This is a genomic window from Streptomyces sp. NBC_00289 (assembly GCF_041435115.1).
GTDB lineage: Bacteria > Actinomycetota > Actinomycetes > Streptomycetales > Streptomycetaceae > Streptomyces.
In genome coordinates this window covers 6,757,690-6,783,339 of the sequence record NZ_CP108046.1, presented here as the reverse complement: position 1 = coordinate 6,783,339, position 25,650 = coordinate 6,757,690, and the positions used below count along the sequence as shown (strand labels likewise).

The window sequence follows — 25,650 nt, the reverse complement described above, 5'->3', positions numbered from 1 at the left end:
TTCTACGCCTCGCGCGAGCCCGCGTACATCTCCTCGATCAGGTACTTGTACTCCCGCTCGACCACCGGCCGCTTCAGCTTCAGGCTCGGCGTGATCTCGCCGTGCTCGACGTCGAGGTCCCGGGGCAGCAGCCGGAACTTCTTGATCGTCTGCCAGCGCTGCAGGCCCTCGTTGAGTTCCTTGACGTATCCCTCGACGAGGGCGACCGTCGCGGGCGCGGCGACGACGTCGGCGTACGACCTGTCCGCCAGCCCGTTGTCCTTCGCCCAGTCGAGGATCGACGGCTCGTCGAGCGCGATGAGCGCGGTGCAGAAGTTCCGGTCGGCGCCGTGCACGAGGATGTTCGAGACGTACGGGCACACCGCCTTGAACTGCCCCTCGACCTCGGCGGGCGCGATGTACTTGCCGCCGGACGTCTTGATGAGGTCCTTCTTGCGGTCGGTGATCCGCAGGTAGCCGTCGGGCGACAGCTCGCCGATGTCACCCGTGTGGAACCAGCCGTCGGACTCCAGGACCTCGGCGGTCTTCTCGGGCAGCCCGTGGTAGCCCTCCATGATGCCGGGGCCGCGCAGCAGGATCTCGCCGTCGTCCGCGATCCGCACCTCGGTGCCGGGCAGCGGCTTGCCGACCGTGCCGGTGCGGTAGGCCTCGCCCGGGTTCACGAAGGAGGCCGCGGAGGACTCGGTGAGGCCGTAGCCCTCGAGGATGTGGATGCCGGCGCCGGCGAAGAAGTAGCCGATGTCGGGCGCGAGGGCGGCGGAGCCGGAGACGCAGGCGCGCAGGTTGCCGCCGAAGGCCTCGCGGATCTTGGAGAAGACCAGGGCGTCGGCGACCTTGTGCCGGGCGCTCAGGCCGAACGGCGCCGAGGCCGTACCGGTGCGCCGGAAGTTGTCCTGGGTGACCTTCGCGTACTCGCGGGCGACGTCCGCGGCCCACTGGAAGATCTTGTACTTGGCGCCGCCGCCGGCCCGGGCCTTGGCCGCGACCCCGTTGTAGACCTTCTCGAAGATGCGCGGCACGGCCGCCATGTACGTCGGCTCGACGACCGGCAGGTTCTCGATGATCTTGTCGACCCGGCCGTCGACGGCGGTGACGTGTCCCACCTCGATCTGGCCGGAGGTGAGCACCTTGCCGAAGACGTGCGCGAGCGGCAGCCACAGGTACTGCACGTCGTCGGCGCTGATCAGCCCGGTCGCGGCGGTGGCCTTCGCCATGTACGACCAGTTGTCGTGGGGCAGGCGGACGCCCTTGGGGCGGCCGGTGGTGCCGGAGGTGTAGATGAGCGTCGCGAGCTGGTCCTTGGTGATCGCGCCGACCCGCTCCTTGATCAGGTCCGGGTTCTTCTCCAGGTACGCGGCACCGCGCTGCTCCAGCTCGGCGAGCGTGAGCACCCAGTCGTCGGTCTCGACGCCGGCCGGGTCGATGACGACGACATGGGTGAGGTCGGGCAGCTCACCGCGCTTCTCGCGCGCCTTGGCGACCTGGGCCGCGTCCTCGGCGATCAGCACCCGGCTGTCCGAGTCGGCGAGGATGAAGGCGGACTCGTCGGCGTTGGTCTGCGGATAGACCGTGGTGGTGGCCGCCCCGGCGCACAGGATGCCCAGGTCGGCGAGGATCCACTCGACCCGGGTGGAGGAGGCGAGCGCGACCCGCTGCTCCGACCCCACCCCCAGTTCGATCAGGCCGGCGGCGATGGCGTAGACCCGCTCGGCGGCCTGGCCCCAGGTCAACGACTTCCAGTCGTCTGGCCCCTCACCGGAGGCCGGAGGCACGGGATAGCGGTATGCCTCCGCGTCCGGTGTGGCCGCCACGCGCTCCAGGAAGAGGGCCGCCACGGTCGGCGGGCGGTTCTCGATCAGGGTCTGTGTGTCGCTCACGACATCCTCCGGGGCCCCGCGACGGTGCGGCTGGCTCAATTGCGGCTGTTGTTTAACTCGCGAGTAACTATCGAGCAGGGGATCAGGTTAAAGCCCGACCGGCCGGTGCGTAAGAGGCCGCGGCCTGTCACTTCCTACAGAGAGCGACGCTACGCACGCGTAGGGGCCCGTCGCACTTTCGCACGACGGGCCCCCGTTGCGCCGGATTTCGCCGGGCAGGACACGGTTACCCGCAGTTACCCACGATTACTTCTTGCCCTTGCCCGATCCCGCACTGTCATCACTGCTCAGCACCGCGATGAAGGCCTCCTGCGGAACCTCCACGGAACCCACCATCTTCATCCGCTTCTTGCCCTCCTTCTGCTTCTCCAGCAGCTTCCGCTTACGGGAGATGTCACCGCCGTAGCACTTGGCGAGGACGTCCTTGCGGATGGCGCGGATGGTCTCGCGGGCGATGACCCGGGAGCCGATGGCGGCCTGGATCGGCACCTCGAAGGCCTGCCGCGGGATGAGCTCCCGCAGCTTGGCGACCAGCCGCACGCCGTACGCGTACGCCGCGTCCTTGTGCGTGACCGCCGAGAAGGCGTCCACCTTGTCGCCGTGCAGCAGGATGTCGACCTTGACCAGGCTGGAGGCCTGCTCGCCGGTGGGCTCGTAGTCGAGCGAGGCGTAGCCGCGCGTCTTGGACTTCAGCTGGTCGAAGAAGTCGAAGACGATCTCCGCGAGCGGAAGCGTGTAGCGGATCTCGACCCGGTCCTCGGACAGGTAGTCCATGCCGAGCAGGGTTCCGCGCCGGGTCTGGCACAGCTCCATGATCGACCCGATGAACTCGGAGGGCGCGAGGATCGTGGCGCGTACGACGGGCTCGTACACGTCGTCGATCTTGCCCTCGGGGAACTCGCTCGGGTTGGTGACCGTGTGCTCGGCGCCGTCCTCCATGACCACGCGGTAGACCACGTTGGGCGCGGTGGCGATGAGGTCGAGTCCGAACTCGCGCTCCAGGCGCTCACGGATCACGTCGAGGTGCAGCAGGCCGAGGAAGCCCACGCGGAAACCGAAGCCGAGGGCGGCGGAGGTCTCCGGCTCGTAGACCAGCGCGGCATCGTTGAGCTGGAGCTTGTCGAGGGCGTCCCGCAGCTCGGGGTAGTCCGACCCGTCGAGGGGATACAGGCCCGAGAACACCATCGGCTTGGGGTCCTTGTACCCGCCGAGGGCCTCGGTCGCGCCCTTGTGCAGGGTGGTGATGGTGTCACCGACCTTGGACTGACGGACGTCCTTCACGCCGGTGATGATGTAGCCCACCTCGCCGACACCGAGGCCGTCGGCGGAGAGCATCTCCGGCGAGTTGGTCCCGATCTCCAGCAGCTCGTGCGTGGCGTTGGTGGACATCATCCGGATGCGCTCGCGCTTGTTGAGCTGCCCGTCGATGACTCGTACGTACGTGACCACGCCCCGGTAGGAGTCGTAGACCGAGTCGAAGATCATCGCGCGGGCCGGGGCGTCCTGGACGCCGACCGGGGCGGGAACCTCCGCCACCACCTTGTCGAGCAGCGCCTCGACGCCGAGCCCGGTCTTGGCGGAGACCCTGAGCACGTCCGCGGGGTCGCAGCCGATCAGGTTGGCGAGCTCCTCGGCGAACTTCTCCGGCTGGGCGGCCGGCAGGTCGATCTTGTTCAGTACGGGGATGATCTTGAGGTCGTTCTCCATCGCCAGGTAGAGGTTGGCAAGGGTCTGGGCCTCGATGCCCTGGGCGGCGTCGACGAGGAGGACGGTCCCCTCACAGGCGGCCAGCGACCGGGACACCTCGTACGTGAAGTCCACGTGCCCGGGGGTGTCGATCATGTTGAGGATGTGGGTCTTGCCCGGGTCCCCGGTCGGGGCCCAGGGCAGTCGGACCGCCTGGGACTTGATCGTGATGCCGCGCTCGCGTTCGATGTCCATGCGGTCGAGGTACTGAGCGCGCATCTGCCGCTGATCGACCACCCCGGTCAGCTGGAGCATGCGGTCGGCGAGCGTGGACTTGCCGTGGTCGATGTGCGCGATGATGCAGAAATTGCGAATCAGAGCCGGGGCGGTACGGCTCGGCTCGGGCACATTGTTAGGGGTCGCGGGCACGCAGGGTCCTGTCTCTTGAGGCGCCTTGTGCCTCGGGTCGGATCGATACGTAGTCTCCATGGTCCCACGGGCGGAGGGCGGGGACGGATTTGCCCCGATCCAAGCCGGTGCCGGGCGGCGACCCCCGGCCGGTTTGGGTTGCCCCATGAGCCACTGGTAGCCTGGGTGGCTGTGTCTCATGCCCTCTCAGCACGAGGCACAACCCAAGAAATCACCGGTACGGGACCCGTGCGGCCCCGTGCCAGAACCTGTAGAGGCTCATTCGTGGCGAACATCAAGTCCCAGATCAAGCGGATCAAGACCAACGAGAAGGCTCGGCTGCGCAACAAGGCCGTCAAGTCCTCCCTGAAGACCGCGATCCGCAAGGCCCGCGAGGCCGCTGCCGCGGGTGACGTCGAGAAGGCCACCGAGTACCAGCGCGCTGCCGCGCGTCAGCTCGACAAGGCCGTCTCCAAGGGCGTCATCCACAAGAACCAGGCTGCCAACAAGAAGTCGGCGCTGGCTGCGAAGGCCGCGTCCCTCAAGGGCTGACACTCATCTCTTGATCTGATCGCCGGAGGGAATCGAGCGGGCCCTCTCATCCGCTCCCGTCCGGCACCCCGGTATCCGCGCGCGGCCTGCGTTCGCCACGCGGGCGCGGATCCATCCTCTTGAACCGAGGCCCCGGCACCCGCCCTTCCCCAGGGCGAGCGCCGGGGCCTTCGGCATACGGCCTCCCGGACGACCAGACGGCTTGCTGACGTGAGTGCTTGATCACGTCAGGCTTGCCGACGTCAGGGCTTGCCGACGTAGGGCCAACCTCACGGCTTGCTGACGTCAGGGCTTGCTGACGTCACGACCAGAATTCGTTGGTCGCGTCGATGTCCGCGACGCACTCGTCGAGGTCGCTGATCTTGTCTCCGACGATCCGGAAGACGATGCATCCCGTCTCGTCCATGCGCTTCCCCTGGCGCTCGGCGGAGAAACGGTGCACCGCCACCGCGTGGCCCCGACCGTCCACGAGCACCTGCCGGACGTCGACACGCAGGGTGCCTCCCGTCTCCGAGAAGAGCCGGCCGTACATGTCGATCATCGCGTCCTGCCCCTTGAAGTCACCCGACAAGGGGTGGCTGCCGGGCACATGATGTGTGGCGTCCGCCGTCATCAGCCCGCGCAGGGTGTCCATGTCCCCACGCGAGAAGGCCTCGTAACCCTTTCGAACGAGCGCTGCGTGCGGGTGCTCAGCCATACCCACCGCCACCTCTCCATTACCTGGGCGATTCGGGCTGACAGTCACGATTGTCCTCCCCGAAGGAGGCAAAGGCGAGAGCGGCACAGGCACGGCACCGGCACCTGTTGCGGTCCGGACAGCAGGCCCGCGCGATACGGCCCCCGGTACGTACTACGCCCGCCCGCGCGACCGTGCCGCCCGCGCGATCGCGACGACGGCCTTCTCCAGGGCGTACTCGGGGTCGTCCCCGCCGCCCTTGACGCCCGCGTCCGCCTCGGCCACCGCCAGCAGCGCGACGGCGACGCCGTCCGGCGTCCATCCCCGCATCTGCTGACGCACCCGGTCGATCTTCCACGGCGGCATCCCGAGCTCACGCGCGAGGTCGGCCGGCCGGCCACCACGGGCCGACGACAGCTTGCCGATCGCCCGCACCCCCTGGGCCAGCGCACTGGTGATCAACACCGGCGCCACCCCGGTCGCCAGCGACCACCGCAGCGCCTCCAGCGCCTCCGCCGCCCGCCCTTCGACGGCCCGGTCCGCGACCGTGAAGCTGGACGCCTCGGCACGCCCGGTGTAGTACCGCCCCACGACCGCTTCGTCGATCGTCCCCTCGACATCCGCGACCAGCTGGGAGACCGCCGAGGCCAACTCCCGCAGATCGCTTCCGATCGAGTCCACCAGCGCCTGACACGCCTCGGGTGTGGCGGAGCGCCCGAGCGCCCGGAACTCGCCCCGCGTGAAGGCCAGCCGGTCCGCCGGCTTCGTCATCTTCGGGCACGCCACCTCCCGCGCCCCCGCCTTGCGCGCGGCGTCCAGCAGCCCCTTGCCCTTGGCCGCGCCCGCGTGCAGCAGCACGAGCGTGATCTCCTCGGCGGGCGCCCCGAGATACGCCTTCACGTCCTTGATCGTGTCGGCCGAAAGATCCTGCGCGTTGCGTACGACGACGACCTTGCGCTCCGCGAAGAGCGAGGGACTGGTCAGCTCGGCGAGCGTGCCCGGCTGCAACTGCTCCGGATTCAGATCGCGTACGTCCGTGTCGGCATCGGCGGCCCTGGCGGCGACCACCACCTCCCGCACGGCACGGTCGAGCAGGAGGTCCTCCTGGCCCACGGCAAGCGTCACCGGGGCGAGAGGGTCGTCATTCGCAGCGTTCCTGGCCATCGCGACAAGCATCGCACGCGCCACTGACAACACTCCCCGGCAACCGCACGCCCGGACCGCCCGGCCCTGCCGGCGTCCCTGACACCGTCTCCGCCAACGACCCTGCCGCCGGCCCCGCGACAACGGCCGGCGGGGCTACGGCTCCTCGCGCCAGCCGTCCCACCGCCCCACGAACTCCTCCAGCTCTCGCGGGTCCAACCGCTCCTCCTCGTCCCGCAGGAGGAGAAGCCACTGCGCGTCCTCGGCGTCGTCCTCGCCGGCCAGCGCGTCCCGGACGAGCTGCGGCTCCTCGTTGAGCCGGAACCGCTCCCCGATCGCCTCAGCCGCCTCCTCCGCGGCATCCCGGTCGGGCAGCACCAGCACATGTCTCACATCAGTCACGGAAGCCATTGTCCGGCAGGTCAGCCGTCGGCCGTGGCGCCGGCGGTCCGCACCGCCGGAACGCGGTCGAGTGCGATGCCGAACCGGTCCCGGTACACCGCGAGCACCTCCTCGTCGGTGGCCTGTTCTCGCACCTCGCGCGTCCCGTCGGCGGCCGTCACCGTCAGCTTGCGGCCGCTGAGCGTGATCCTCCCTCCGTCCTCCGTGACCCGCGAGCACACGAGCGAGCGTGTGAAGTGCGACTGTGGTGACGTGCTGTGCCACCAGGCCCCGGCGACGAAGTCACCCAGCACCCGGGGCCTCGTTTCCAGGCGGTACACCGCCTTCCCGTCCAAGGCCACGTCCAGGTCCGCCGTCCCCGGCGTTCCGGCCCCGCCCCGCGCCCCGGCCGCGTCCGGCTCCGCCTCGCCGATCCGGAACACGCCACCGGGATCCACCTGCTCCCCCTTCTCCCCCAACGCCAGCGGGTAGTGGCTGTGCGCGCCGAATCCGACGTCGGCCAGCCACTCGCCTGCGTCCACCGTCCGCACCCGCAGCGCGAGATGGTCGTACGGGATGCCCAGCCGCCCCTCGTCCGCGTACACCCGCGCCGCGAGCAGCGCGACCTCGAAACCGAGTGCGGTCAGCAACGCCCCGAACAGGCCGTTGAGTTCGTAGCAGAACCCGCCCCGCCGCGCGCCCACCACCTTGTCCAGCAACCGATCCTCCGTCAGCACGATCTCCTCGCCGAGATGGATGGACAGGTTCTCGAAGGGCACCGTCCGCAGATGGCGCAGCTGCAGCTCACGCAGGGCGTCGGCGGTGGGCCGCGCCGGGCGCTCGGCTCCCAGGCGGCGGAGAAGGGCATCGACCTGTGTGGAATCCATGACCTCAGTCTCGCGCCACCCGCAGCTCACCGCCGCCCTCACCGGTGACCGCCAAGGCCCCGTCCCGGTCCGTCCGCAGCACCGCCGAGCCCCCTGCCCGCAACGCCGCGACCGTACGGGGAGCCGGATGCCCGTACGGGTTGCCGGCCCCGCAGGAGATCAGCGCCAGCCGCGGAGCCACCCGGCGTATGAGATCCGGGTCCTGGTACGCCGAGCCGTGGTGGGCCACCTTGAGCACATCCACACCGGCCAGCCGCGCGCCCGCGGGTGATCGCAACAAGGCCTGCTGTGCGGGTGGTTCGAGGTCCCCGAGCAGGAGAAACCGTATCCCCGCCGACCGTGCGAGCAGCGCGACACTGGCATCGTTGGGGCCGTCCGGATCCGCCGCCGGCCGCGACGGCGGCCACAGCACCTCCCAGGACAGGGAGCCGGTGCGGCGTTGCTCTCCGGCCACGGCACGCGTCACGGGAATCCCCCGGGACGCAGCCGCCCTGCGCACGAACGCCACCTGTTCCGCGGGCTCCTCGAAGCCGGTCGTCTCGATCGCGCCCACGGATCGTCCGCGCAGCACACCTCGCAGCCCCGCCACGTGATCGGCGTGAAAATGCGTCAGCACGATCAACGGAATCCTGGTGATGCCCAACCCGCGCAGACAGCGGTCCACCAGCTCCGGGTCGGGTCCGGCGTCCACCACGACTCCGGCCCCCTCTCCCGCCGCGAGGACGGTCGCGTCCCCCTGCCCCACGTCGCACACCGCGAACCGCCAGCCCGGTGGTGGCCAGCCCGTGATCACCCTGGTCAACGGTGGCGGCTGCACGATCGCGAGCGCGAGCAGCACCCCGCAGGCCCCGCACAGCCACGGGTGCTCCAGCAGCCGCCGGCCGGCGAGCACGACCACCGCCGTGACCAGCGCGAGCAGCAGCGCCCCCGTCCAACTGCCCGGCCAATCCACTCCCCCGCCGGGCAGCGCGGCCCCGGTACGTGCGATGTCGGCGATCCACCCGGCGGGCCAACCCGCGCACCAGGCAAGCACTTTGGCCGTCGGCATCGTCACCGGCGCCGTCGCCAGCGCCGCGAAGCCCAGCACGGTGGCCGGCGCGACCGCGAACTCCGCCAGCAGATTGCACGGCACCGCCACCAGGCTCACCCGGGCCGACAGCACGGCCACCACCGGCGCGCACAGGGCCTGCGCGGCAGCCGCCGCGGCCAGCGCCTCGGCCAGTCGCGGCGGAACCCCACGCCGCCGCAGCCCCGCGCTCCAGCGAGGTGCGAGCGTGAGCAGAGCCCCGGTGGCCAGCACGGACAGCAGGAACCCGTAACTGCGGCCCAGCCACGGGTCGTACAGCACCAGCAGCAGTACGGCCGTCGCCAGGGCCGGGATCAGTGACCTGCGGCGTCCGGTCGCGAGGGCGAGCAGGGCCACGGCTCCGCAGGCGGCGGCCCGCAGCACACTCGGGTCCGGTCGGCACACGACGACGAAGGCGAGCGTCAGTGCCCCGCCGAGCAGCGCGGTCGTCCGGAGGGGCAGACCGAGACGCGGCGCCAGACCGCGGCGCTCCACGAGCTGCGCCAGGCCGGGCGGCCCGATGAGCAGGGCCAGCAGGATGGTGAGGTTGCTGCCGGACACGGCCAGCGTGTGCGCGAGATCCGTCGCTTTGAACGCCTCGTCCAGCTCGGGAGTGATCCGCGAGGTGTCCCCCACCACCAGCCCCGGCAGCAGCGCCCGGGCGTCGGCCGGCAGCCCGCCGGTCGCCTCCCGCAGCCCCGCGCGGAGCCGCCCCGCGAGCCGCTGCGGCGCCGACGGCTGCCCCACCATTTCCGGCGCCGCCCGGCCCCGCACCCTCAGCACGGCCACGATCCGGTCACCGCCGACCACCGGGGGCGCGAGCCGTGCGGTCACGCGCAGCCGCGTGGACGGAAGCAGCCCGAGCCAGGGCGAACGCCCCGCACCCCTGGCCACCGGGCCTCTGTCCACCGGCCCCGCGTCGACGAGCACCAGCACGGGTGCCCGCGTCACGGTCCCCGTCCCGTCCGCGTTCTCCACGCGCCGGATGTCGGCGTTGATCAGCACCGATGTCGGGGCCACGTGATCCCGGTCGACGCGCGGCCGGGTGAGCCGCGGATCGGAGGTGATCTCGACCTCCGCGGTGACGGTGGAGTACTGCCGTGCCAGCCCGGGCACCGGTCCGCGCCGAAGGTCGGCACCGTGCAAACCGGCGGAGGCGGCCGCCGCGGCCACACAGAGCAGCACGGCGGCGACAGAGACACGAGGCCATGTGACGAGCTCGGCAGGGAAGCGGGGTAAACGTGACGATGGACCGCGCTCGGGGTGGGCGAGCGATCCCGCGTCGGATTCGGGGTGGGCAAGCGGCCCAGGACCGGGCTCGGGATGGGCGGGCGGCCCAGAGCCCGGCTCGGGATGAGCGAGCGGCCCAGAACCCGGCTCGGGATGAGCGAGCGGCCCAGAGCCCGGCTCGGAGTGGGCGAGCGGCCCTGGGGCGCGCTCGGGGCGGGCGAGCGACCCCGTGCCGCGTCCGGGGTGGGGAAGCGGTCCTGGGCACCGCCGGGAGCGGGCGAGTGATCCCGCGTCGGATTCGGGGTGGGCAAGCGGTCCTGAGCCACGCTCCGGGCGGGCGAGCGGCCCCGTGCCGCGTCCCGAGTCGGTGAGCGGCTCTGGGGCACGATCGAGGGGGGCGAGCGGTCCCGTGCCAGGTCCGGGTTGGGTGAGGGAGCCCGCGCCGTGTCCGGGTCCGGGTCCGGGTCCGGGCCACGGGCGGGTGGGGGCGGTCGGAGGGCGAGGCGCGCGTGCGTCTGTGTGCCTCGGCTCCGGGCGGGCCGCGTTGTCGCCTGCGACACCAGTGCCCGGGTTGCCGTTACCCCCGCCACCCGTGTCGCGCCGCCGCGCCGTGAGCAGTGCGCCGGCTGCGGCGAGGCACACGACCGCGACGGCGGTGATCCACTCCGGCGGGGCGTCCACCATCAGCGCGGCCGTTGCCCAGGCGGCGAGCGCGGGCGGTACGAGCCGTAGATCCGTCGGTCCTTCCTGCCGGGGGTGGGCGGCTCCCAGCCGCGTGCCGGCGGCGGCATGCACGGCGGAGCGAGCATGAGCGGCCGGGTGAGGACGGGCGCCATCTCGCCCCCGGCGGGCGGCAACTCGCCCCCCGCGGGCGGCAGCTCGCCCTCCGCGGGCGGCAGCTCGCCCTCCGCGGGTGGCCGACTGTTGCGAGGTGTCGGGGGCGCGGCTCATGGCCGTACGAGATCGCGCAGGTCGGCGAAGCGACGGTCGCCGATGCCGTTGACCTCACGCAACTCGCCCACCGAGCGGAAACCGCCGTGCTGGGCGCGGTAGTCGACGATGTGCTGCGCCAGCACGGGGCCCACACCCGGCAGGGTGTCCAGTTGCTCCACGGTCGCGGTGTTGAGGGAGACAGGTGCCGCCGGTGCCGCTCCCGCTGCCGCACCAGGGGCGCCGCCGATGGCGGTTCCGCCCACCCCCACAGGAACCTGGGCGGGAGCGGGGCCCCCGACGACCACCTGCTCTCCGTCCACAAGGAAACGTGCGCGGTTGAGCCCGTCGGTGTTGGTGCCGGGACGCACCCCACCGGCTGCGCGCAGCGCGTCGGCGACGCGCGAACCGCTCGGCAGGCTGTGGATCCCGGGATCGCGGACCTTGCCACTGACGTCCACCACGATCTCGGGCCCGACCGTGCCCCCGGCCTTCGGCGCACCCGGCGAGATCGCCGACTCCGCCTCTTCGCCCCGCTGCTCCGATGGGTAGGGGGCCACCGCTCGCACCACCTCGGGCGCCCGGACGGACTGGGTCCGGCCCGCCCAGAAGTGCTGGACGGCGAAGGCCGCGGCCACCACCAGCAGCACCGTCAGCGCGAGCACACTGCGCCGCTCGAGGCCGCACCTCAGCTGCAACCACACAGGCAGCCGCTCCCGCAAAGCCGGCCCGACCCCGGCCCACCACGTCTCCCTTCCGCGGATCGCCAGGCCGTCCTTGCCCAGCGCCGAGCCATCACTCACAGCGCCCGGGTCGTCCGCGTCGTCCGCGTCCGAGTCCTCCAGGTCGTCCACGACTGAGCCGCCGTACGGGCCGTACGGGCCATGCGGGTTGTACGGCCCATGCGGGTTGTCCGGGCCATACGGGCCGCCCGGAACGCGCGAGTCATGCAGCGCTCGCGGCGCCTGCGACTCCGCCCTCAGCGCGGTGCCGCCCGGCGGCCCCTTCCCCGACTCCCGCCATTCCCCGACGCGTTCGTGACCCCCGACGCGTTCATGACCCTCGGCATGACCGGCCCCTTCGGCACGACCATCACCCTCGGCGTGACTGGCACCCTCGGCATGACCGGCACCCTCGGCACGTTCGGCGAAGAGTGCCTCCGCGCGTAGGCGGAGCTCGTCCGCCGACGCGTGACGTTGACGGGTCCTGCTTCGGCCGGAGGGACGATGGTGACGGGTGCGGCCGTCGGAGGCGGGTCCCCGTCCGGGGCCACTGGTCGCGGTCGCTGTGCGTGAACGTGATCGAAGTGCCATGCGACGAGGATCGATCACCTCGACACCCTCGCGATGATCATGGTCAAATCCCGTGGACAACCGCCCACTTGTGGATAACTCCGTCACCCACACGAGCGGACATCACGCCCCGTCACCGAGGTGAGACCACAACCCCCAACAGTCCGGGCCCCGTGTGCGCCCCGATCACCGCACCGACCTCGCTCACGTGCAGGTCGGCCAGCCCCGGCACCCGGGCCCGCAAGCGGTCCGCCAGGGCCGACGCCCGGTCGGGGGCCGCCAGATGATGGACGGCGATGTCGACGGGGGCGCTGCCCGCCCGGTCGGCCACAATCTCCTCGAGGCGGGCGATGGCCTTGGACGCCGTCCGTACCTTCTCCAGGAGTTCGATACGGCCCCCGCCCAGCTGCAGCAACGGCTTCACGGCGAGCGCGGACCCGAGGAGGGCCTGGGCCGCGCCGATCCGGCCGCCGCGCCGCAGATAGTCGAGAGTGTCGACATAGAAGTAGGCGGCCGTGCCGGCGGCCCGTTTCTCCGCGGCCGTGACGGCTTCGTCCACCGTGCCGCCCGCTTCCGCCGTCTCGGCCGCGGCCAGCGCGCAGAACCCGAGCGCCATCGCGACCATCCCGGTGTCCACCACGCGCACCGGTACGGCCGCCTCGCGGGCGGCGACGACCGCCGCGTCGTACGTACCGGAGAGCTCCGCCGACAGGTGCAGGGAGACGATGCCGGTGGCGCCGGACTCGGCGACCTTGCGATATGTCTCCGCGAAATGCTGCGGGCTGGGACGCGAGGTCGTGACCGACCGTCGCTTCTGCAGTGCCTGCGCGAGCGAACGGGTCGAGATCTCGGTGCCCTCTTCGAGCGCCTGGTCGCCGAGGACCACGGTCAGCGGCACCGCGGTGATGCCGTGGCGCTCCATCGTCCGCGGCGGCAGGTAGGCCGTTGAATCGGTGACGATAGCGACATGGCGGGACATGAGCTGGAGGTTACCTGGCGTAGCGCCCGGACGGCAGCCCGGCCCCGCCGGCCCGGGGCGGCCGTGTCCGGATCAAGTCGTGCTCTCGGGACGGGGTTTCTTCTGCCAGGGGTACACCGGGCGGTCGGCCGGCGGATCGAGGGCGGGAGACGTCGGCTCCTCGGCCGAGTGTGACCGGGGCGTCTGCGGCCAGGTCTGCTGGACCGTGGCGTGGTCGGCGACGGGCGCCTCCGGCCAAGGGGGCGGCGGCAACGGAGGCTCCGCCTTCGTCCAGTGCCGCAGGGCGCCGGACTCCACGTCGATCTGCGCGCTCAGCGCGTCCAGGTCGTCGTTCGCGAAGCGGTGGGCGCGGTCGCGGGCCGCCCAGCGCAGCGAGTCCGCCGAGTGTGTGAGCCGCTCGGTACGCTCACGCAGCGAGGGCAGCCGCTGGGCCAGCGTCGCCCGGTCGGGCTCGGACTCCATGCGCTTGAGCTCGCCGTCGAGTTCGTGGCCGTGCACGCTGAGCCGCTCGAACAGGCCGATGGACTCCTTGAGCGTCTCGTCCTCGGCCACGCCCGCGTGCAGCGTGTCCTGGGTGGCGCGCATCGAGGTGCGCAGCTTCAGCCGCAGCTGGGCGATCTCGCCGACAGGTCCCGGTTGCGCGAAGGACTTGGCCCGCAGGGTGTGGTCCTCGACCGTGCGGCGGGCCTGGGTGATAGTGCGGTCCACGCCCCGCTTGGCGGCGCCGACCACCTTCACCGTGGCATAGGCGCCGAGCGCCAGGAAGAGAACGAAGAGCAGGGCGACGATTGCGATCACTGCTTCCACAACGCTCCTCCTCGACCGGTGGCGGCGTTCGCCGCGCCACTTCAACGGTAAACGCAAAGGGCAGGCTCGGAGTTCCAGAAAAACCCCGAACCTGCCCGTAGGGGACTACCCCGAGCCAGGACAGCGACCCGAAACGAGACCGCTCACCATCTGGCCCACCGCCTACCGCCCACCAGCTACGCCGTGACGATGTTCACCAGCTTCGGCGCCCGCACGATGACCTTGCGGATTCCCGCACCGTCCAGCGCGGCCACGACCTTCTCGTCGGACAGCGCGACCTTCTCCAGTTCCTCCCCGGAGATGGACGGGGAGACCTCCAGGCGGGCCTTGACCTTGCCCTTGACCTGGACCACACAGGTGACGGTCTCGTCCACGACGTACGCCGGGTTCGCGACCGGGAAGTCCTGGTGGACGACCGAGTCGGTGTGGCCCAGCTTGCGCCACAGCTCCTCGGCGATGTGCGGGGCCAGCGGCGCCACCAGCAGCACCAGGTTCTCGGCGACGGAGCGCGGCACCGGGCCGGCCGCCTTCGTCAGGTGGTTGTTCAGTTCGGTGACCTTGGCGATGGCGGTGTTGAACCGCAGTCCCTCCAGGTCCTGGCGCACCCCGTCGATCGCCTTGTGCAGGGCACGCAGCGTCTCCTCGTCGGCCTCGGTGTCGACGACGGTGACCTCGCCGCTCGCCTCGTCGACGATGTTGCGCCACAGCCGCTGCAGCAGCCGGAACTGGCCCACCACCGCGCGCGTGTCCCACGGCCGCGACACGTCCAGCGGGCCCATCGCCATCTCGTACAGGCGCAGCGTGTCGGCCCCGTACTCAGCGCAGATCTCGTCGGGAGTGACCGCGTTCTTCAGGGACTTGCCCATCTTGCCCAGCAGCCGGGAGACCTTCTCGCCCTGGTAGTAGTAGGCGCCGTCGCGCTCCTCCACCTCGGCGGCCGGCACCGCGATGCCCCGGCTGTCGCGGTAGACGAAGGCCTGGATCATGCCCTGGTTGAACAGCTTGTGGAAGGGCTCGACCGAGGAGACGTGCCCCAGGTCGAACAGCACCTTGGACCAGAAGCGCGCGTACAGCAGGTGCAGTACGGCGTGCTCGGCGCCGCCGACGTACAGGTCGACGCCGCCGTGCGGCTGTCCCTCGCGCGGGCCCATCCAGTACTGCTCGATCTCCGGGTCGACCAGCTCCCGGTCGTTGTGCGGGTCCAGGTAGCGCAGCTCGTACCAGCAGGAACCGGCCCAGTTGGGCATGGTGTTGGTCTCGCGGCGGTACTTGCGCGGGCCACGTCCGTCGCCCAGGTCCAGGGTGACGTCGACCCAGTCCTCGTTCCGGGACAGCGGGGTCTCCGGGGAGGTGTCCGCGTCGTCCGGGTCGAAGGTGCGCGGCGAGTAGTCCTCGACCTCCGGCAGCTCCAGGGGCAGCATCGACTCGGGCAGGGAGTGGGCGACGCCCTCCTCGTCGTAGACGATGGGGAAGGGCTCGCCCCAGTAGCGCTGGCGGCTGAACAGCCAGTCCCGCAGGCGGAAGTTGACGGTGCCCTCGCCGATGCCCTCGCGCTCCAGCCACTCGGTGATGCGCGCCTTGGCGTCGACGACACCCAGACCGTCCAGGGAGACGGCGGTACCCGAGGAGTTCACGATCTTCGCGTCGTAGGACACGAAGGCGTCGTCCCACGAGGAGGTGTCGGTGTCGCGGCCGTCGGTGGGCTCGACCACGCAGCGGATCGGCAGCTCGAAGGCGCGCGCGAAGGCGAAGTCACGCGCGTCGTGGGCCGGGACCGCCATGATCGCGCCAGTGCCGTAGCCCATCAGCACGTAGTCGGCGATGAAGACGGGGATGCGCTCGCCGTCGACCGGGTTGGTCGCGAACACGCCGGTGAAGACGCCGGTCTTGTCCTTGGCCTCGGCCTGCCGCTCGACGTCCGACTTCGAGGCGGCCTGGGCTCGGTAGGCGGCGACGGCCTCGGCGGGCGTGGCGTGACCGCCCGTCCAGACGTCGTGCGTGCCCTCGGGCCAGGCGGCGGGGATGAACTTCTCGACCAGCGGGTGCTCGGGGGCCAGCACCATGTAGGTCGCGCCGAACAGGGTGTCCTGGCGGGTGGTGAAGACCGTGATGTGCTCGCCGTCGACCGGGAAGTCGACGCGGGCACCCTCGGAACGGCCGATCCAGTTGCGCTGCTGCAGCTTGATGGCCTCGGGCCAGTCCAGCGCGTCCAGGTCGTCCAGCAGCCGGTCGGCGTAGGCGGTGATCCGCATGTTCCACTGGCGCAGCTTGGCCTTGAAGACCGGGAAGTTCCCGCGCTCGGAGCGGCCGTCGGAGGTGACCTCCTCGTTGGCCAGCACGGTGCCCAGCCCGGGGCACCAGTTGACGGGCGCGTCGGAGGCGTACGCCAGGCGGTACTCGCTCAGGACGTCGGCGCGCTCGACGGCGCTCAGCTCGTCCCACGCGCGCGTGGTGCCCGGTACGGCACGGTCACCGCTCTCGAACTGGGCGACCAGCTCGGCGATCGGGCGGGCCTTGTCGGCCTCGACGTCGTACCAGGAGTTGAAGATCTGCAGGAAGATCCACTGGGTCCACTTGTAGTAGTCCGGGTCGATCGTCGCGAACGACCGGCGCTTGTCGTGGCCCAGGCCCAGCCTGCGCAGCTGGGACTTCATGTTGTTGATGGCCGCCTCGGTGGTGATCCGAGGGTGCTCGCCGGTCTGCACGGCGTGCTGCTCGGCGGGCAGGCCGAAGGCGTCGAAGCCCAGGGTGTGCAGGACGTTGTGGCCGGTCATCCGCTGGAACCGGGCGAAGACGTCGGTGGCGATGTAGCCCAGGGGGTGGCCGACGTGCAGGCCGGCCCCCGACGGGTAGGGGAACATGTCCATGATGAACTTCTTGGGCCTGGCGACCAGCTCGGGGTCGCCCGCCAGGTCACCCTTGGGGTTCGGGGCGGCGTAGGTGCCCTCGGCGTCCCAGAAGTCCTGCCAGCGTGCCTCGATCTCGGCCGCCATGGCGGCCGTGTAGCGGTGCGGCGCGACCGCCTCGGAGGCGGCAGCGGGGTTCGTCTCGCTCATGATCCTCAAAGCTCCATCGATCGTCTCTGCCTGCGGCTGCGACATCAAGAAATGAAAAATCCCCTCGCACAGGAGGGGACGCCGCGCCGATTCCGCACCAGCCGGCTGTCCGGCGGTCGGGACTGATCAGCGCGGCTCGCTAAGCAGAAGGCGTACGGCACGCATGGCGTTAGGGTACCGCAGGCGTTGAGCACGCGGCCACGCGCTTACGTATGCCTCCTTGGCACCGGGTGCCGCCCCCGTACGCCCCACGGGACTCGTCGGCATCGCCCGACAAAAACTGAACCAAGGTCAAAGGTTACTTCGCGTAACAGCCAGTAAAGGACATCGCAACGACACCGTGGTCGTTTGATAACAACGCAATAACCAAAACCTCGTACTCACCGGTATGGCGCCACCTAGAGTGCGGCAACGGGACCGCTTTCCCGAACTGCTCGGAGTTGCCCCCATGAACGATCGTCGTAGTAACAGCTCGCTTCCCCGGACAGGCCGGTCGGCCTACGGGATGGCGTCGGCTGTCGTCCTGCTCCTGATACCCGTGGTGGTGCTGGTAGGAGGTGACAGGTTCCGCGACTTCCTGAACTTCGGCGCGGGCGTCCTGTCACTGGTGTCGCTCAGCTGCTCGGTCATCTGGGGTCTCGTCGCCCAGGACCGGATCTTCCTGAACACACGTCAGCGGATCATCGGCCAGGCGGTGCACCGGACGACCGCGGTCGCCTCGATCGCGTTCCTGCTGCTGCACCTCACCACCAAGATCGCGCTGGATCACACCCAGTTGATCGCCGCGGTACTCCCCTTCTCCCTCGGCGTCACCGGTAGCGCCGGCCTCATCGGACTCGGCTCCCTGGCCGGCCTGCTCATGATCTTCGTCGGCATCACCGGCGCGCTGCGCAGCAAGTTCGCCTCCCCGGCCCCGGTGGCAGCCCGCTGGCGAGCCATGCACATGCTGGCCTACCCGGCCTGGTGCGCCGCTCTCATCCACGGGCTCTACGCGGGTCGCGCGGCGAAGCCGATCTTCGTGATCATGTACGGCATGTGCCTGCTCGGGGTCACCGCGGCCCTCGCCCTGCGCGCGGCGCCCCGGCCGGTCAAGCGCAGGGTCGCCGACCGGATCGCCGCGGTCCTGGGCTCCGAGGAGCGGCCGGGCCGCGAGGGTCTGGACGCGAGCCGCGCCAGGGTGGCGGAGTCCGCGCTCCCCGGCTACGAGAACCAGCGCGGCGGGCCACCGCGCGGCGGCGGGTCCCGCTTCGACGCACCGGCGGCGCAGCCCCCGGCCCCGGAGCCCGCGAACGGCTTCGCGGCCGCCTACCGGGCCGTGTCGACGCCGCAGCGCCCCCAGCAGCCCTTCGCCGCCGCCGACCAGACCGCCTGGATGAACACGCCGATGGACATGCAGCCCACCGAGGCGATCCCGCGCATGGACGGTTCGGGCAGCACGTCCGGCAGCTGGCCGATCCCCTCGCCGCCGCCCGTGGGCGAGGCGCCCCCGTCGGCCTACGACCCGATGCAGGACACCGGATACAACATCCCGACCTATGGCAGTTCGGGCGCGGCCGGGTACGGGACGAGTGACATGTACGACACGGGTGAGTCGAACAGTGCCTATGGCACGTATAACCCGAACGACACGTACAACAGCGGTCCCGCCACTGAAACACTGCCCGGTGCTTCCTACGACTACGACGCACCGGGTTCGGGCGAACCTTGGAACACGCCTTCCGGAGGCTTTAAGTGAACGAGGCCCTGCCCGACGTCCCAGAGGTCCGCGTGGTCGGACTTCCTCAGCTCACGTCGGGTTTCGACCTTGTCGAAAGGCTCGATCTGCCCATGCACCTCAAGGTGCACGGGCCGCTCGAACCCCTGGGCGGCGAGCAGCTCGCGAAGCTCGCCGAGAACATCAACCTGAAGGGCCGCGGCGGCGCGGGTTTCCCCTTCCACAAGAAGCTGCGCTCGGTCGCCGAGGCGGCGATCAAACGCGGCGTACGGCCGGTCGTCGTCGTCAACGGCAGTGAGGACGAGCCGGCCTGCCGCAAGGACACGGTGCTGATCAACCGTGCCCCGCACCTCATCCTGGACGGTGCCCTGCTGGTCGCGGAGGCGCTGGGTGCCCGCACGCTCGTGGTGGGGGTCACCCGCGAATCGACCCAGCGCTCCATGGAGGCCGCGCTCGCCGAGCGCGGCCTGAGCAACGGGCGCCGGTCGGCGCTGCGCGCGAGTGTGCAGCGCAACCCGATCCGGATGGTCACCGGTGCCGCCGCCTCGCTGATCCGCTCGATCGACGGCGGTCCGGCGATCCCGCCCGGCCGCAAGGTCAGCGCCTCACAGACCGGCGTGGGCGGCGCGCCGACCCTGCTGTCCAACGCCGAGACCTTCGCCCAGCTGGCCATCGCCGCCCGCATCGGCCCGGAGCGCTACGGCAACACCGGCCTGTACGACGAGCCCGGCACCGTCCTGCTGACGGTCTCGGGTGCCGTGGCCCGTCCGATGGTGATCGAGGTCCCCACGGGCGTCCCGCTGCGCTACGTCCTCCAGCTGGCCGGCGCCCCGCCGGTTCCGCAGGGCGTGCTGACCGGCGGCTACCACGGCAAGTGGATCGACGCGGCGACGGTCAACGAGGCGGTGGTCTCCCGTAACTCCCTGGACGCGGTGGGCGGGGCCCTCGGCGCGGGCGCGATCCTGCCGATCAGCCAGGAGACCTGCCCGCTGGGCGAGTCGCTGCGCGTGGCGCAGTGGCTGGCGGACGAGAGCGCGGGACAGTGCGGTCCCTGCTACCTCGGCCTGCCGGCCGCCGCACGCGGCATGGAGGACATCATCAACGGCGGCGGCCCGGCCGCCCTGGAGGCGCTCAAGCAGGTCGCCAAGAACGTCAAGCGGCGTGGCGCGTGCTCGCACCCGGACGGCTCCGCGATGTTCCTGGAGTCCACCATCAAGGCGTTCACCGACGACCTCGCGGCGCATGTCCTCGGCAACGGCTGTGGACGGCCCGTGGAGGGCGTTCTGCCGCTCTTCGAGGCCGGCATGACCCCCGCGGGCATCACGAGCGGCGCGCCGGCGGACGACGGCGGTGGCAGCCGCCAGAAGATCTTCGTCGACTGGACGCTGTGCCGTGGCCACGGCCTGTGCGCGGACATCCTCCCGGAGGTCTTCCAGCTGGGCGCCGACGGCTTCCCGACGGTGGCGCAGGCGAAGGTGCCGCAGTACGCGGAGGCGAAGGCCCTGCGGGCGGTACGCCGCTGCCCGGCGCTCGCCCTGCGCCTGGAGGAGGACACGCGCTCACAGGCGCCGTCCCGGAACCTCCCGGTGCTCTCCCAGGGCCGCGGACGCCGCGCTCTGGGCCGCTGAACACGGGGGCGGTGGGCCGCCCGGCTCGGGCCGCCCACCGCTGAGCCGCACAGGCGTACAACTCCGTGTCCGCGTCGTACACATGACGAGGGCGGGCCATCCGATTCGGATGACCCGCCCTCGACGTCTGTGGAGCTAAGGAGAATTGAACTCCTGACCTCCTGCATGCCATGCAGGCGCTCTACCAACTGAGCTATAGCCCCTCGTGGTGTTCCGCCCGGCTTCCCCGGCGGCGACGCCAACATTACACGGTCCACCGGGTGCAGCACCAAATCGTTTCCGTTCTGGACGGATACGGGCCGTACGCGGCCCTTGTGACGCCGTTCGCGGGGTCGGCGTCAGGCCGTGACGAAGGAGTAGAACCGCTTGAGCGTGCAGTGCTCTTCGAGGAGCCGGCCGTAGATCGGCTCGCCCTCCAGTTCACGGTACGTCTCGATCGGGTCGCCCTTTATGATCAGCGCCCGCGCGCATTCCTCGCACCAGTACTGGTAGTCGGGGTTCACCGGTTCCATGTCCCGGACAATGGGTGTGCCGCTGCCACACCAGTCGCACTTTCGCCTGTGTGCACCCATCGATCAGCTCCAGCTGTGGCCGCAGGCCGTGCACACGTAGGAGATTCCCCCGTTGTCCCCGAGGACTTGGGCGACCCGGACAGATCCGCAGGAAGGGCAGCTGAGACGGGTGACCGTGTCCCGAGTCGACGCTGCATCGAGGAGGTGGCCGACCTCATCGATGATGCTCGCAGGCATCACTGCTCCCTCCCGTCGGGCCGCGCCCCCTTCCGGCCGTTTGATTCTGCCACGACCGGACCAATACGGTCAGCGACGCCTCAGTACCAGTCCGGACACGGCACCCGCCGCGGCGGTCCCGGCCGGCGTGAACGTGCACGCCAACAGCGCCTCCGCAGAGGTATACGCCCCGGAGGCCCGAGTGACTCAAGTCGGATCGGACACAGTGTGCGGCTGCCCTGTGCGGGTGACCGTCGGCGGAATGAGAAATCCCGCCCCCCGGAAGGGGACGGGATCTTCGTGAAACCGATCTTTGACAACTCAACGGAGTGTCGATGTGTGGAGCTAAGGAGAATTGAACTCCTGACCTCCTGCATGCCATGCAGGCGCTCTACCAACTGAGCTATAGCCCCGCGTGTTCTTCCCGCTCGGCGGGGGCGAACAAGAAGAACTTTAGCCTGCGACCTGCCGGAAAGTGAAATCCGGGTCCCGGTCCCGAGCGACGCCCGGTCCGGGCCGCTCAGTCGTCGTCGCCGAGCACCGGCTCCGGGAGGGTGCCGGCGTTGTGCTCGAGCAGACGCCAGCCGCGGGCGCCCTCGCCGAGCACCGACCAGCAGCAGTTGGAGAGGCCGCCGAGGCTCTCCCAGTGGCGGGCCTCCAGACCGAGGAGGCGGCCGATGGTGGTGCGGATCGTGCCGCCGTGGCTGACCACGACGAGCGTGCCCTCCTCGGGCAGCTTCTCGGCGTGCCGGAGCACCACCGGGGCGGCACGGTCGGCGACCTCCGACTCCAGTTCGCCGCCGCCGCGGCGCACTGGCTCACCGCGCTTCCACGCGGCGTACTCGTCGCCGTGCCGGGCGATGATCTCGTCGTGCGTCAGGCCCTGCCAGACGCCCGCGTAGGTCTCGCGCAGGCCCTCGTCGTGGGTGACCTCGAGGCCGGTGAGCTCGGCGAGCTCGGCGGCGGTGTTCGCGGCCCGGCGGAGGTCGGAGGCGACGATCGCGTCGGGCTTCAGCGAGGCGAGCAGCCGGGCCGCGCGGCGGGCCTGGCCGATGCCCGTCTCGGTGAGCTCGACGTCCGTGGTGCCCTGGAAACGGCGCTCCACGTTCCACGACGTCTGGCCGTGCCGCCAGAGGATGACGCGACGGCCCCGGCCGCCCCCGCGGCCGGCCCCGGCTGCGGAGGGGGCAGTCACCGCAGCTCCCCGAACTCCTCGGCGTCCTCGTCGGACCGCACCTTGGCGTGCTCCTCGCCCTTGCCGCGGGTCGCCTTGGCGTCGGCGGGCAGTTCCAGCTCGGGGCAGTCCTTCCACAGCCGCTCCAGGGCGTAGAAGACACGCTCCTCGCTGTGCTGGACGTGGACGACGATGTCCACGTAGTCGAGCAGGATCCAGCGGGCGTCGCGGTCGCCCTCGCGGCGCACCGGCTTGGCGCCGAGTTCCTTCTGGAGCCGTTCCTCGATCTCGTCGACGATCGACTTGACCTGGCGGTCGTTGGGCGCGGACGCCAACAGGAAGGCGTCCGTGATCGACAGGACGTCACTGACGTCGTAGGCGATGACGTCGTGGGCGAGCTTGTCGGCGGCCGCCTGTGCGGCGGTGGTGATGAGCTCGAGAGAGCGGTCGGTCGCGGTCACTACATGGCTTTCCGTCGGCGGGCACTGGATGTCAAGGGTCTCACGGACAGCCGACGGCGCCCCACGTGATGAGTGGATCACGTGGGGCGCCGTTCGCCGCGTGGGCGGACAGGGGCCTAGGACGAGGAGGGCGTGTAGTCCTGGCCGAGGATCACCGAGACGTTCGCGTTCGAGGTGACCTTGCCCTTGGTCACGGAGCCGGTGGGCAGGCCCAGGGTCTTGGCGACCTCGGTGGCGTTCTCCTTGTCGGCGGCGTCCGTGTAGACGACCTCGGACGCGGCCCGGGTGGTTGCCGTACCGCCCCCCAGGAAGGTGAAGCCGCCGTTGAGGAGCACCACGCGGGCCTTCTCCGTGTTGTCCTTGGTGCCGCTGGCGTTCTGCACGGAGACCCGGACCGAGGTGCCCTGGTCGGGGCTCTTCGCGGTCCCGCCGAGCACGTCCTTGACGACGCTGGCGCTGGTCTCGGCGCTGAGCGTGCCGTCGGTCTGCACGGGCAGCAGGGCCGTCTTGTAGTCGCCGCCCTTGGCGAGGTCGGAGAGCTTGGCGAGGAAGGTGCCGAGGTCCTTGTCGGTCAGCGACGGGTCGAGGATCTGGGCGAGCGTCTGGACGGTGGTGGTCGCGCCCGCCGGGTCGGAGGACAGCTTGCGCATCACGCCCTGCATGACCTGCCCGAACCGCTCCAGCTGGGCGTTCTGGGCCTCGCCGGTGGCACGGTAGGTGGCGTAGGCGACGGCCGCCTTGCCGCTGAGTGTCTGGGCCTCGCCCTTGTGGACGAGGGGCGAGGTGCCCTTCTTGGCCGCCGGGTCGGGCACGTCGGCGTTGGTGTCGACCTCGATGTTGCCGACGAGGTCGACGAGGTTCTGCAGGTACGGGGTGTCCAGCCGCCAGGTGCCCTGGATGTCGGTGCCGAGGACGGTGTCGAGGGCGTCGCGCGTCCCCGAGGAGCCGTCGTCGTCGACGGACTTGGCGAGGGTGGTCGTGGAGCCGTCGTCGTCGGTCAGGGAGAGGGAGTTGGGCAGCAGGACCGTGGTGGCCTGCTTGGTGGTGGTGTTGTCGACGAGCAGCGCCGTGGAGGTGCCGCCCTTCCTGGTGTTGTGCAGGTGGACGACGATCACGTCCCGCTTCTGGGCGCCCGCGGCCGTGGCGGCGTTGGTCTTCGTGTCGGACGAGGACAGGCCGGGCAGCTTCCCGGCGTACCAGAGATAACCGACCCCGCCGACCGCGACCAGGGCGAGGGCGACGACCAGGGCGACCATGCGGCCGCGGGCCCGGCGCTTGGCCTCCTCCCGGCGCTCGGTGCGGTTCTCGGTGAAGTTCAGCCAGTCGATGACGTCCTCGGACTCCGTGTCGGGGTCCTCGACGAAGGCGAACTGCTCGGTGCGGTAGTCCCGTTCGGGCTCGGCGGAGTGCTCCGGTCCGGCCGCGGTCCCGTACTCGCCCCGCGGCTCGCCGTGGTCGGGTGCGGGGCGGGCCGGGGCTTCCGGCGTCCCGGGCGGGCCCGCCTGCTGCGGGATGTACGCGGTCTGCTCGGCGACGCCGGGCTGCTGGCCGCTGGTGGCGGTCTGGCCGTAGGGGTCGTACGCCGTGGTGGGGCCGCCGGTCTGCTGCGCGCCGGTGGCGTAGGGGTCGTACGCCGTGGTGGGGCCGCCGGTCTGCTGCGCGCCGGTGGCGTAGGGGTCGTACTGCGGTACGGCCGTCTGCGGGCCCGTGCCGTAGGGGTCGTAGGAAGGCGCGGGCTGCTGCCAGCCCGTCGCGTACGGGTCGTAGCCGTAGCTCTGCTGCGCGTACGGGTCGTACGGCTGCTGCGGAGCCTGTTGCGGCGGGACCTGTTGGTAGACGGGGCGGCCGTACTCGTCGTAGCCGACGATCTCGTAGGGGTCGCCCTCGTAGCCCGCGTCGTGTCGGTCGTTCACCGGTGCCCCTCTCGGCTCACTCGCCGCGGTACAGCTCACGCTTGTCGATGTAGCGCACAACGCCGTCCGGCACCAGGTACCAGACGGGGTCACCCTTGGCGACCCTCGCACGGCAGTCCGTGGAGGAGATGGCCAGGGCGGGCACCTCGACGAGCGAGACACCGCCCTCCGGGAGGCCGGCGTCGGACAGGACGTGGCCCGGCCGGGTGACTCCGACGAAGTGCGCCAGGGAGAACAGTTCTTCCGTGTCCCGCCAGGTCAGGATCTGTCCGAGGGCGTCGGCGCCCGTGATGAAGAAGAGATCCGTGTCGGGGTTGAGCGCGCGCAGGTCGCGCAGGGTGTCCGCGGTGTAGGTCGGGCCGCCGCGGTCGATGTCGATCCGGCTGACCGAGAACTGCGGGTTCTCGGCGGTGGCGATGACCGTCATCAGGTAGCGGTCCTCGGCCGGTGAGACCGCGCGGTGGGTCTTCTGCCACGGCTGACCGGTCGGGACGAACACCACCTCGTCGAGGTGGAACTGCGCGGCGACCTCACTGGCCGCCACGAGGTGCCCGTGGTGGATCGGGTCGAACGTTCCGCCCATGACGCCCAGGCGGCGCTTGCCCGGGCTGGCCGGGCCGTTGCGCGGGCCTCTCACCGAACGGCTCCCGACACCGCCGCTCACCGAGGGGTTTTTGGCACCGCTCACCGGCTCGTCGTCCGCACCGTTCGCCGCGTCGTTCGCCGGACCGGTAGGCATGTCCTGCTCTCCCATGCGTGCAGACCCTACCGGCCCGGCCTGAGAGGCCCGGCCGGGAGATCCCCCGGGACGGCCCGGAAAGGGGCCTTTGCCGGACTCAGCGGTCGCGGTTGAAGCGGGTGGTGATCCACAGCAGGAGCAGCAGGACGAAGAGCGCGCCGCCGCCGGTGAGGTAGGGGCTGAGGCTCTCGTGGTTGCCGCCGTGCTCCTCGCCCTCGGCGGCAAGGGTGACCAACTGGGCAGCGGTGCTGTGGAAGCTCATCTTCGTCAGGACCTATCCGGTGTGGGCGGGATAAAGATGTCGGCTCATGGTAAGCGGGCAG

21 protein-coding genes and 2 tRNA genes are annotated in these 25,650 nt (G+C 70.8%); 4 read left to right on the top strand and 19 right to left on the bottom strand.

The window, feature by feature from the left end:
• Positions 1 to 2: 2 nt before the first annotated feature.
• Together OG985_RS30725 and lepA are read right to left on the bottom strand one after the other, a co-directional pair.
• Complete coding sequence (locus OG985_RS30725; protein WP_371671593.1) at positions 3 to 1,877, bottom strand: long-chain fatty acid--CoA ligase; 1,875 nt, start codon at positions 1,875 to 1,877, stop codon at positions 3 to 5.
• A gap of 246 nt (positions 1,878 to 2,123) precedes the next feature.
• A complete protein-coding gene (gene lepA / locus OG985_RS30720) occupies positions 2,124 to 3,992 on the bottom strand; it encodes a translation elongation factor 4 (RefSeq protein WP_371671592.1) in 1,869 nt (622 codons plus the stop codon).
• A 264-nt stretch (positions 3,993 to 4,256) separates the two neighbouring features.
• On the opposite strand from lepA, the gene rpsT reads away from it, so the two are divergent.
• Positions 4,257 to 4,523, top strand: a complete 267-nt coding sequence (gene rpsT, locus OG985_RS30715; protein WP_371671591.1) for a 30S ribosomal protein S20 — start codon at positions 4,257 to 4,259, stop codon at positions 4,521 to 4,523.
• Between the two features lie 301 nt (positions 4,524 to 4,824).
• Here rpsT and OG985_RS30710 read toward each other — a convergent pair whose 3' ends face one another.
• From OG985_RS30710 to OG985_RS30690, 5 genes are all read right to left on the bottom strand, one after another.
• Positions 4,825 to 5,220: a nuclear transport factor 2 family protein gene (locus OG985_RS30710; RefSeq protein WP_371671590.1), complete on the bottom strand. Its 396-nt coding sequence runs from the start codon at positions 5,218 to 5,220 to the stop codon at positions 4,825 to 4,827.
• A gap of 153 nt (positions 5,221 to 5,373) precedes the next feature.
• Positions 5,374 to 6,363, bottom strand: a complete 990-nt coding sequence (gene holA / locus OG985_RS30705) for a DNA polymerase III subunit delta (RefSeq protein ID WP_371671589.1) — start codon at positions 6,361 to 6,363, stop codon at positions 5,374 to 5,376.
• A 135-nt stretch (positions 6,364 to 6,498) separates the two neighbouring features.
• Entirely contained in the window at positions 6,499 to 6,726 is a 228-nt protein-coding gene (locus tag OG985_RS30700; protein ID WP_371674540.1) for a hypothetical protein, read from the bottom strand.
• A gap of 38 nt (positions 6,727 to 6,764) precedes the next feature.
• Positions 6,765 to 7,610, bottom strand: coding sequence for an arylamine N-acetyltransferase (locus OG985_RS30695; RefSeq protein WP_371671588.1), 846 nt, complete (start codon positions 7,608 to 7,610; stop codon positions 6,765 to 6,767).
• A gap of 4 nt (positions 7,611 to 7,614) precedes the next feature.
• Positions 7,615 to 9,861: a ComEC/Rec2 family competence protein gene (locus OG985_RS30690; RefSeq protein WP_371671587.1), complete on the bottom strand. Its 2,247-nt coding sequence runs from the start codon at positions 9,859 to 9,861 to the stop codon at positions 7,615 to 7,617.
• A 78-nt stretch (positions 9,862 to 9,939) separates the two neighbouring features.
• On the opposite strand from OG985_RS30690, the gene OG985_RS30685 reads away from it, so the two are divergent.
• Entirely contained in the window at positions 9,940 to 10,191 is a 252-nt protein-coding gene (locus OG985_RS30685) for a hypothetical protein (RefSeq protein ID WP_371671586.1), read from the top strand.
• Between the two features lie 662 nt (positions 10,192 to 10,853).
• Here the strand turns inward: OG985_RS30685 and OG985_RS30680 are convergent.
• The 4 genes from OG985_RS30680 to leuS form a co-directional block, all read right to left on the bottom strand.
• Complete coding sequence (locus tag OG985_RS30680) at positions 10,854 to 12,149, bottom strand: helix-hairpin-helix domain-containing protein (protein ID WP_371671585.1); 1,296 nt, start codon at positions 12,147 to 12,149, stop codon at positions 10,854 to 10,856.
• Positions 12,150 to 12,261: 112 nt separating this feature from the next.
• Positions 12,262 to 13,107 carry a DegV family protein gene (locus tag OG985_RS30675; protein ID WP_371671584.1) on the bottom strand — a complete coding sequence of 282 codons (846 nt, stop codon included), beginning with the start codon at positions 13,105 to 13,107 and terminating at the stop codon, positions 12,262 to 12,264.
• A 72-nt stretch (positions 13,108 to 13,179) separates the two neighbouring features.
• Positions 13,180 to 13,914, bottom strand: a complete 735-nt coding sequence (locus OG985_RS30670; protein WP_371671583.1) for a hypothetical protein — start codon at positions 13,912 to 13,914, stop codon at positions 13,180 to 13,182.
• 176 nt (positions 13,915 to 14,090) lie between these two features.
• The gene (gene leuS / locus OG985_RS30665) at positions 14,091 to 16,970 is read right to left on the bottom strand and encodes a leucine--tRNA ligase (RefSeq protein WP_371671582.1); all 2,880 of its coding nucleotides are present in this window, start codon (positions 16,968 to 16,970) and stop codon (positions 14,091 to 14,093) included.
• 505 nt (positions 16,971 to 17,475) lie between these two features.
• Between leuS and OG985_RS30660 the strand changes: the two genes are divergently transcribed.
• Together OG985_RS30660 and OG985_RS30655 are read left to right on the top strand one after the other, a co-directional pair.
• Positions 17,476 to 18,705 carry a cytochrome b/b6 domain-containing protein gene (locus OG985_RS30660; RefSeq protein ID WP_371671581.1) on the top strand — a complete coding sequence of 410 codons (1,230 nt, stop codon included), beginning with the start codon at positions 17,476 to 17,478 and terminating at the stop codon, positions 18,703 to 18,705.
• Entirely contained in the window at positions 18,702 to 20,312 is a 1,611-nt protein-coding gene (locus OG985_RS30655; RefSeq protein WP_371671580.1) for an NADH-ubiquinone oxidoreductase-F iron-sulfur binding region domain-containing protein, read from the top strand. The genes OG985_RS30660 and OG985_RS30655 overlap by 4 nt, the downstream gene beginning before the upstream one ends.
• A gap of 130 nt (positions 20,313 to 20,442) precedes the next feature.
• Here OG985_RS30655 and OG985_RS30650 read toward each other — a convergent pair.
• From OG985_RS30650 to OG985_RS30615, 8 genes are all read right to left on the bottom strand, one after another.
• A tRNA-Ala gene (locus OG985_RS30650) sits at positions 20,443 to 20,515 on the bottom strand.
• Between the two features lie 135 nt (positions 20,516 to 20,650).
• Positions 20,651 to 20,884, bottom strand: a complete 234-nt coding sequence (locus OG985_RS30645) for a hypothetical protein (RefSeq protein WP_003976229.1) — start codon at positions 20,882 to 20,884, stop codon at positions 20,651 to 20,653.
• A gap of 496 nt (positions 20,885 to 21,380) precedes the next feature.
• Positions 21,381 to 21,453 (bottom strand) — tRNA-Ala (locus tag OG985_RS30640).
• A gap of 107 nt (positions 21,454 to 21,560) precedes the next feature.
• Positions 21,561 to 22,235 carry a histidine phosphatase family protein gene (locus OG985_RS30635; protein ID WP_371671579.1) on the bottom strand — a complete coding sequence of 225 codons (675 nt, stop codon included), beginning with the start codon at positions 22,233 to 22,235 and terminating at the stop codon, positions 21,561 to 21,563.
• Complete coding sequence (gene rsfS / locus OG985_RS30630) at positions 22,232 to 22,675, bottom strand: ribosome silencing factor (protein ID WP_371671578.1); 444 nt, start codon at positions 22,673 to 22,675, stop codon at positions 22,232 to 22,234. The genes OG985_RS30635 and rsfS overlap by 4 nt, the downstream gene beginning before the upstream one ends.
• Positions 22,676 to 22,791: 116 nt before the next feature.
• Positions 22,792 to 24,588: a LytR C-terminal domain-containing protein gene (locus OG985_RS30625; protein WP_371671577.1), complete on the bottom strand. Its 1,797-nt coding sequence runs from the start codon at positions 24,586 to 24,588 to the stop codon at positions 22,792 to 22,794.
• 16 nt (positions 24,589 to 24,604) lie between these two features.
• On the bottom strand, positions 24,605 to 25,342 hold the full coding sequence (nadD, locus tag OG985_RS30620; protein WP_371671576.1) for a nicotinate-nucleotide adenylyltransferase: 738 nt from the start codon (positions 25,340 to 25,342) through the stop codon (positions 24,605 to 24,607).
• 82 nt (positions 25,343 to 25,424) lie between these two features.
• Entirely contained in the window at positions 25,425 to 25,589 is a 165-nt protein-coding gene (locus OG985_RS30615; RefSeq protein ID WP_192583393.1) for a hypothetical protein, read from the bottom strand.
• Between the last annotated feature and the right edge of the window lie 61 nt (positions 25,590 to 25,650).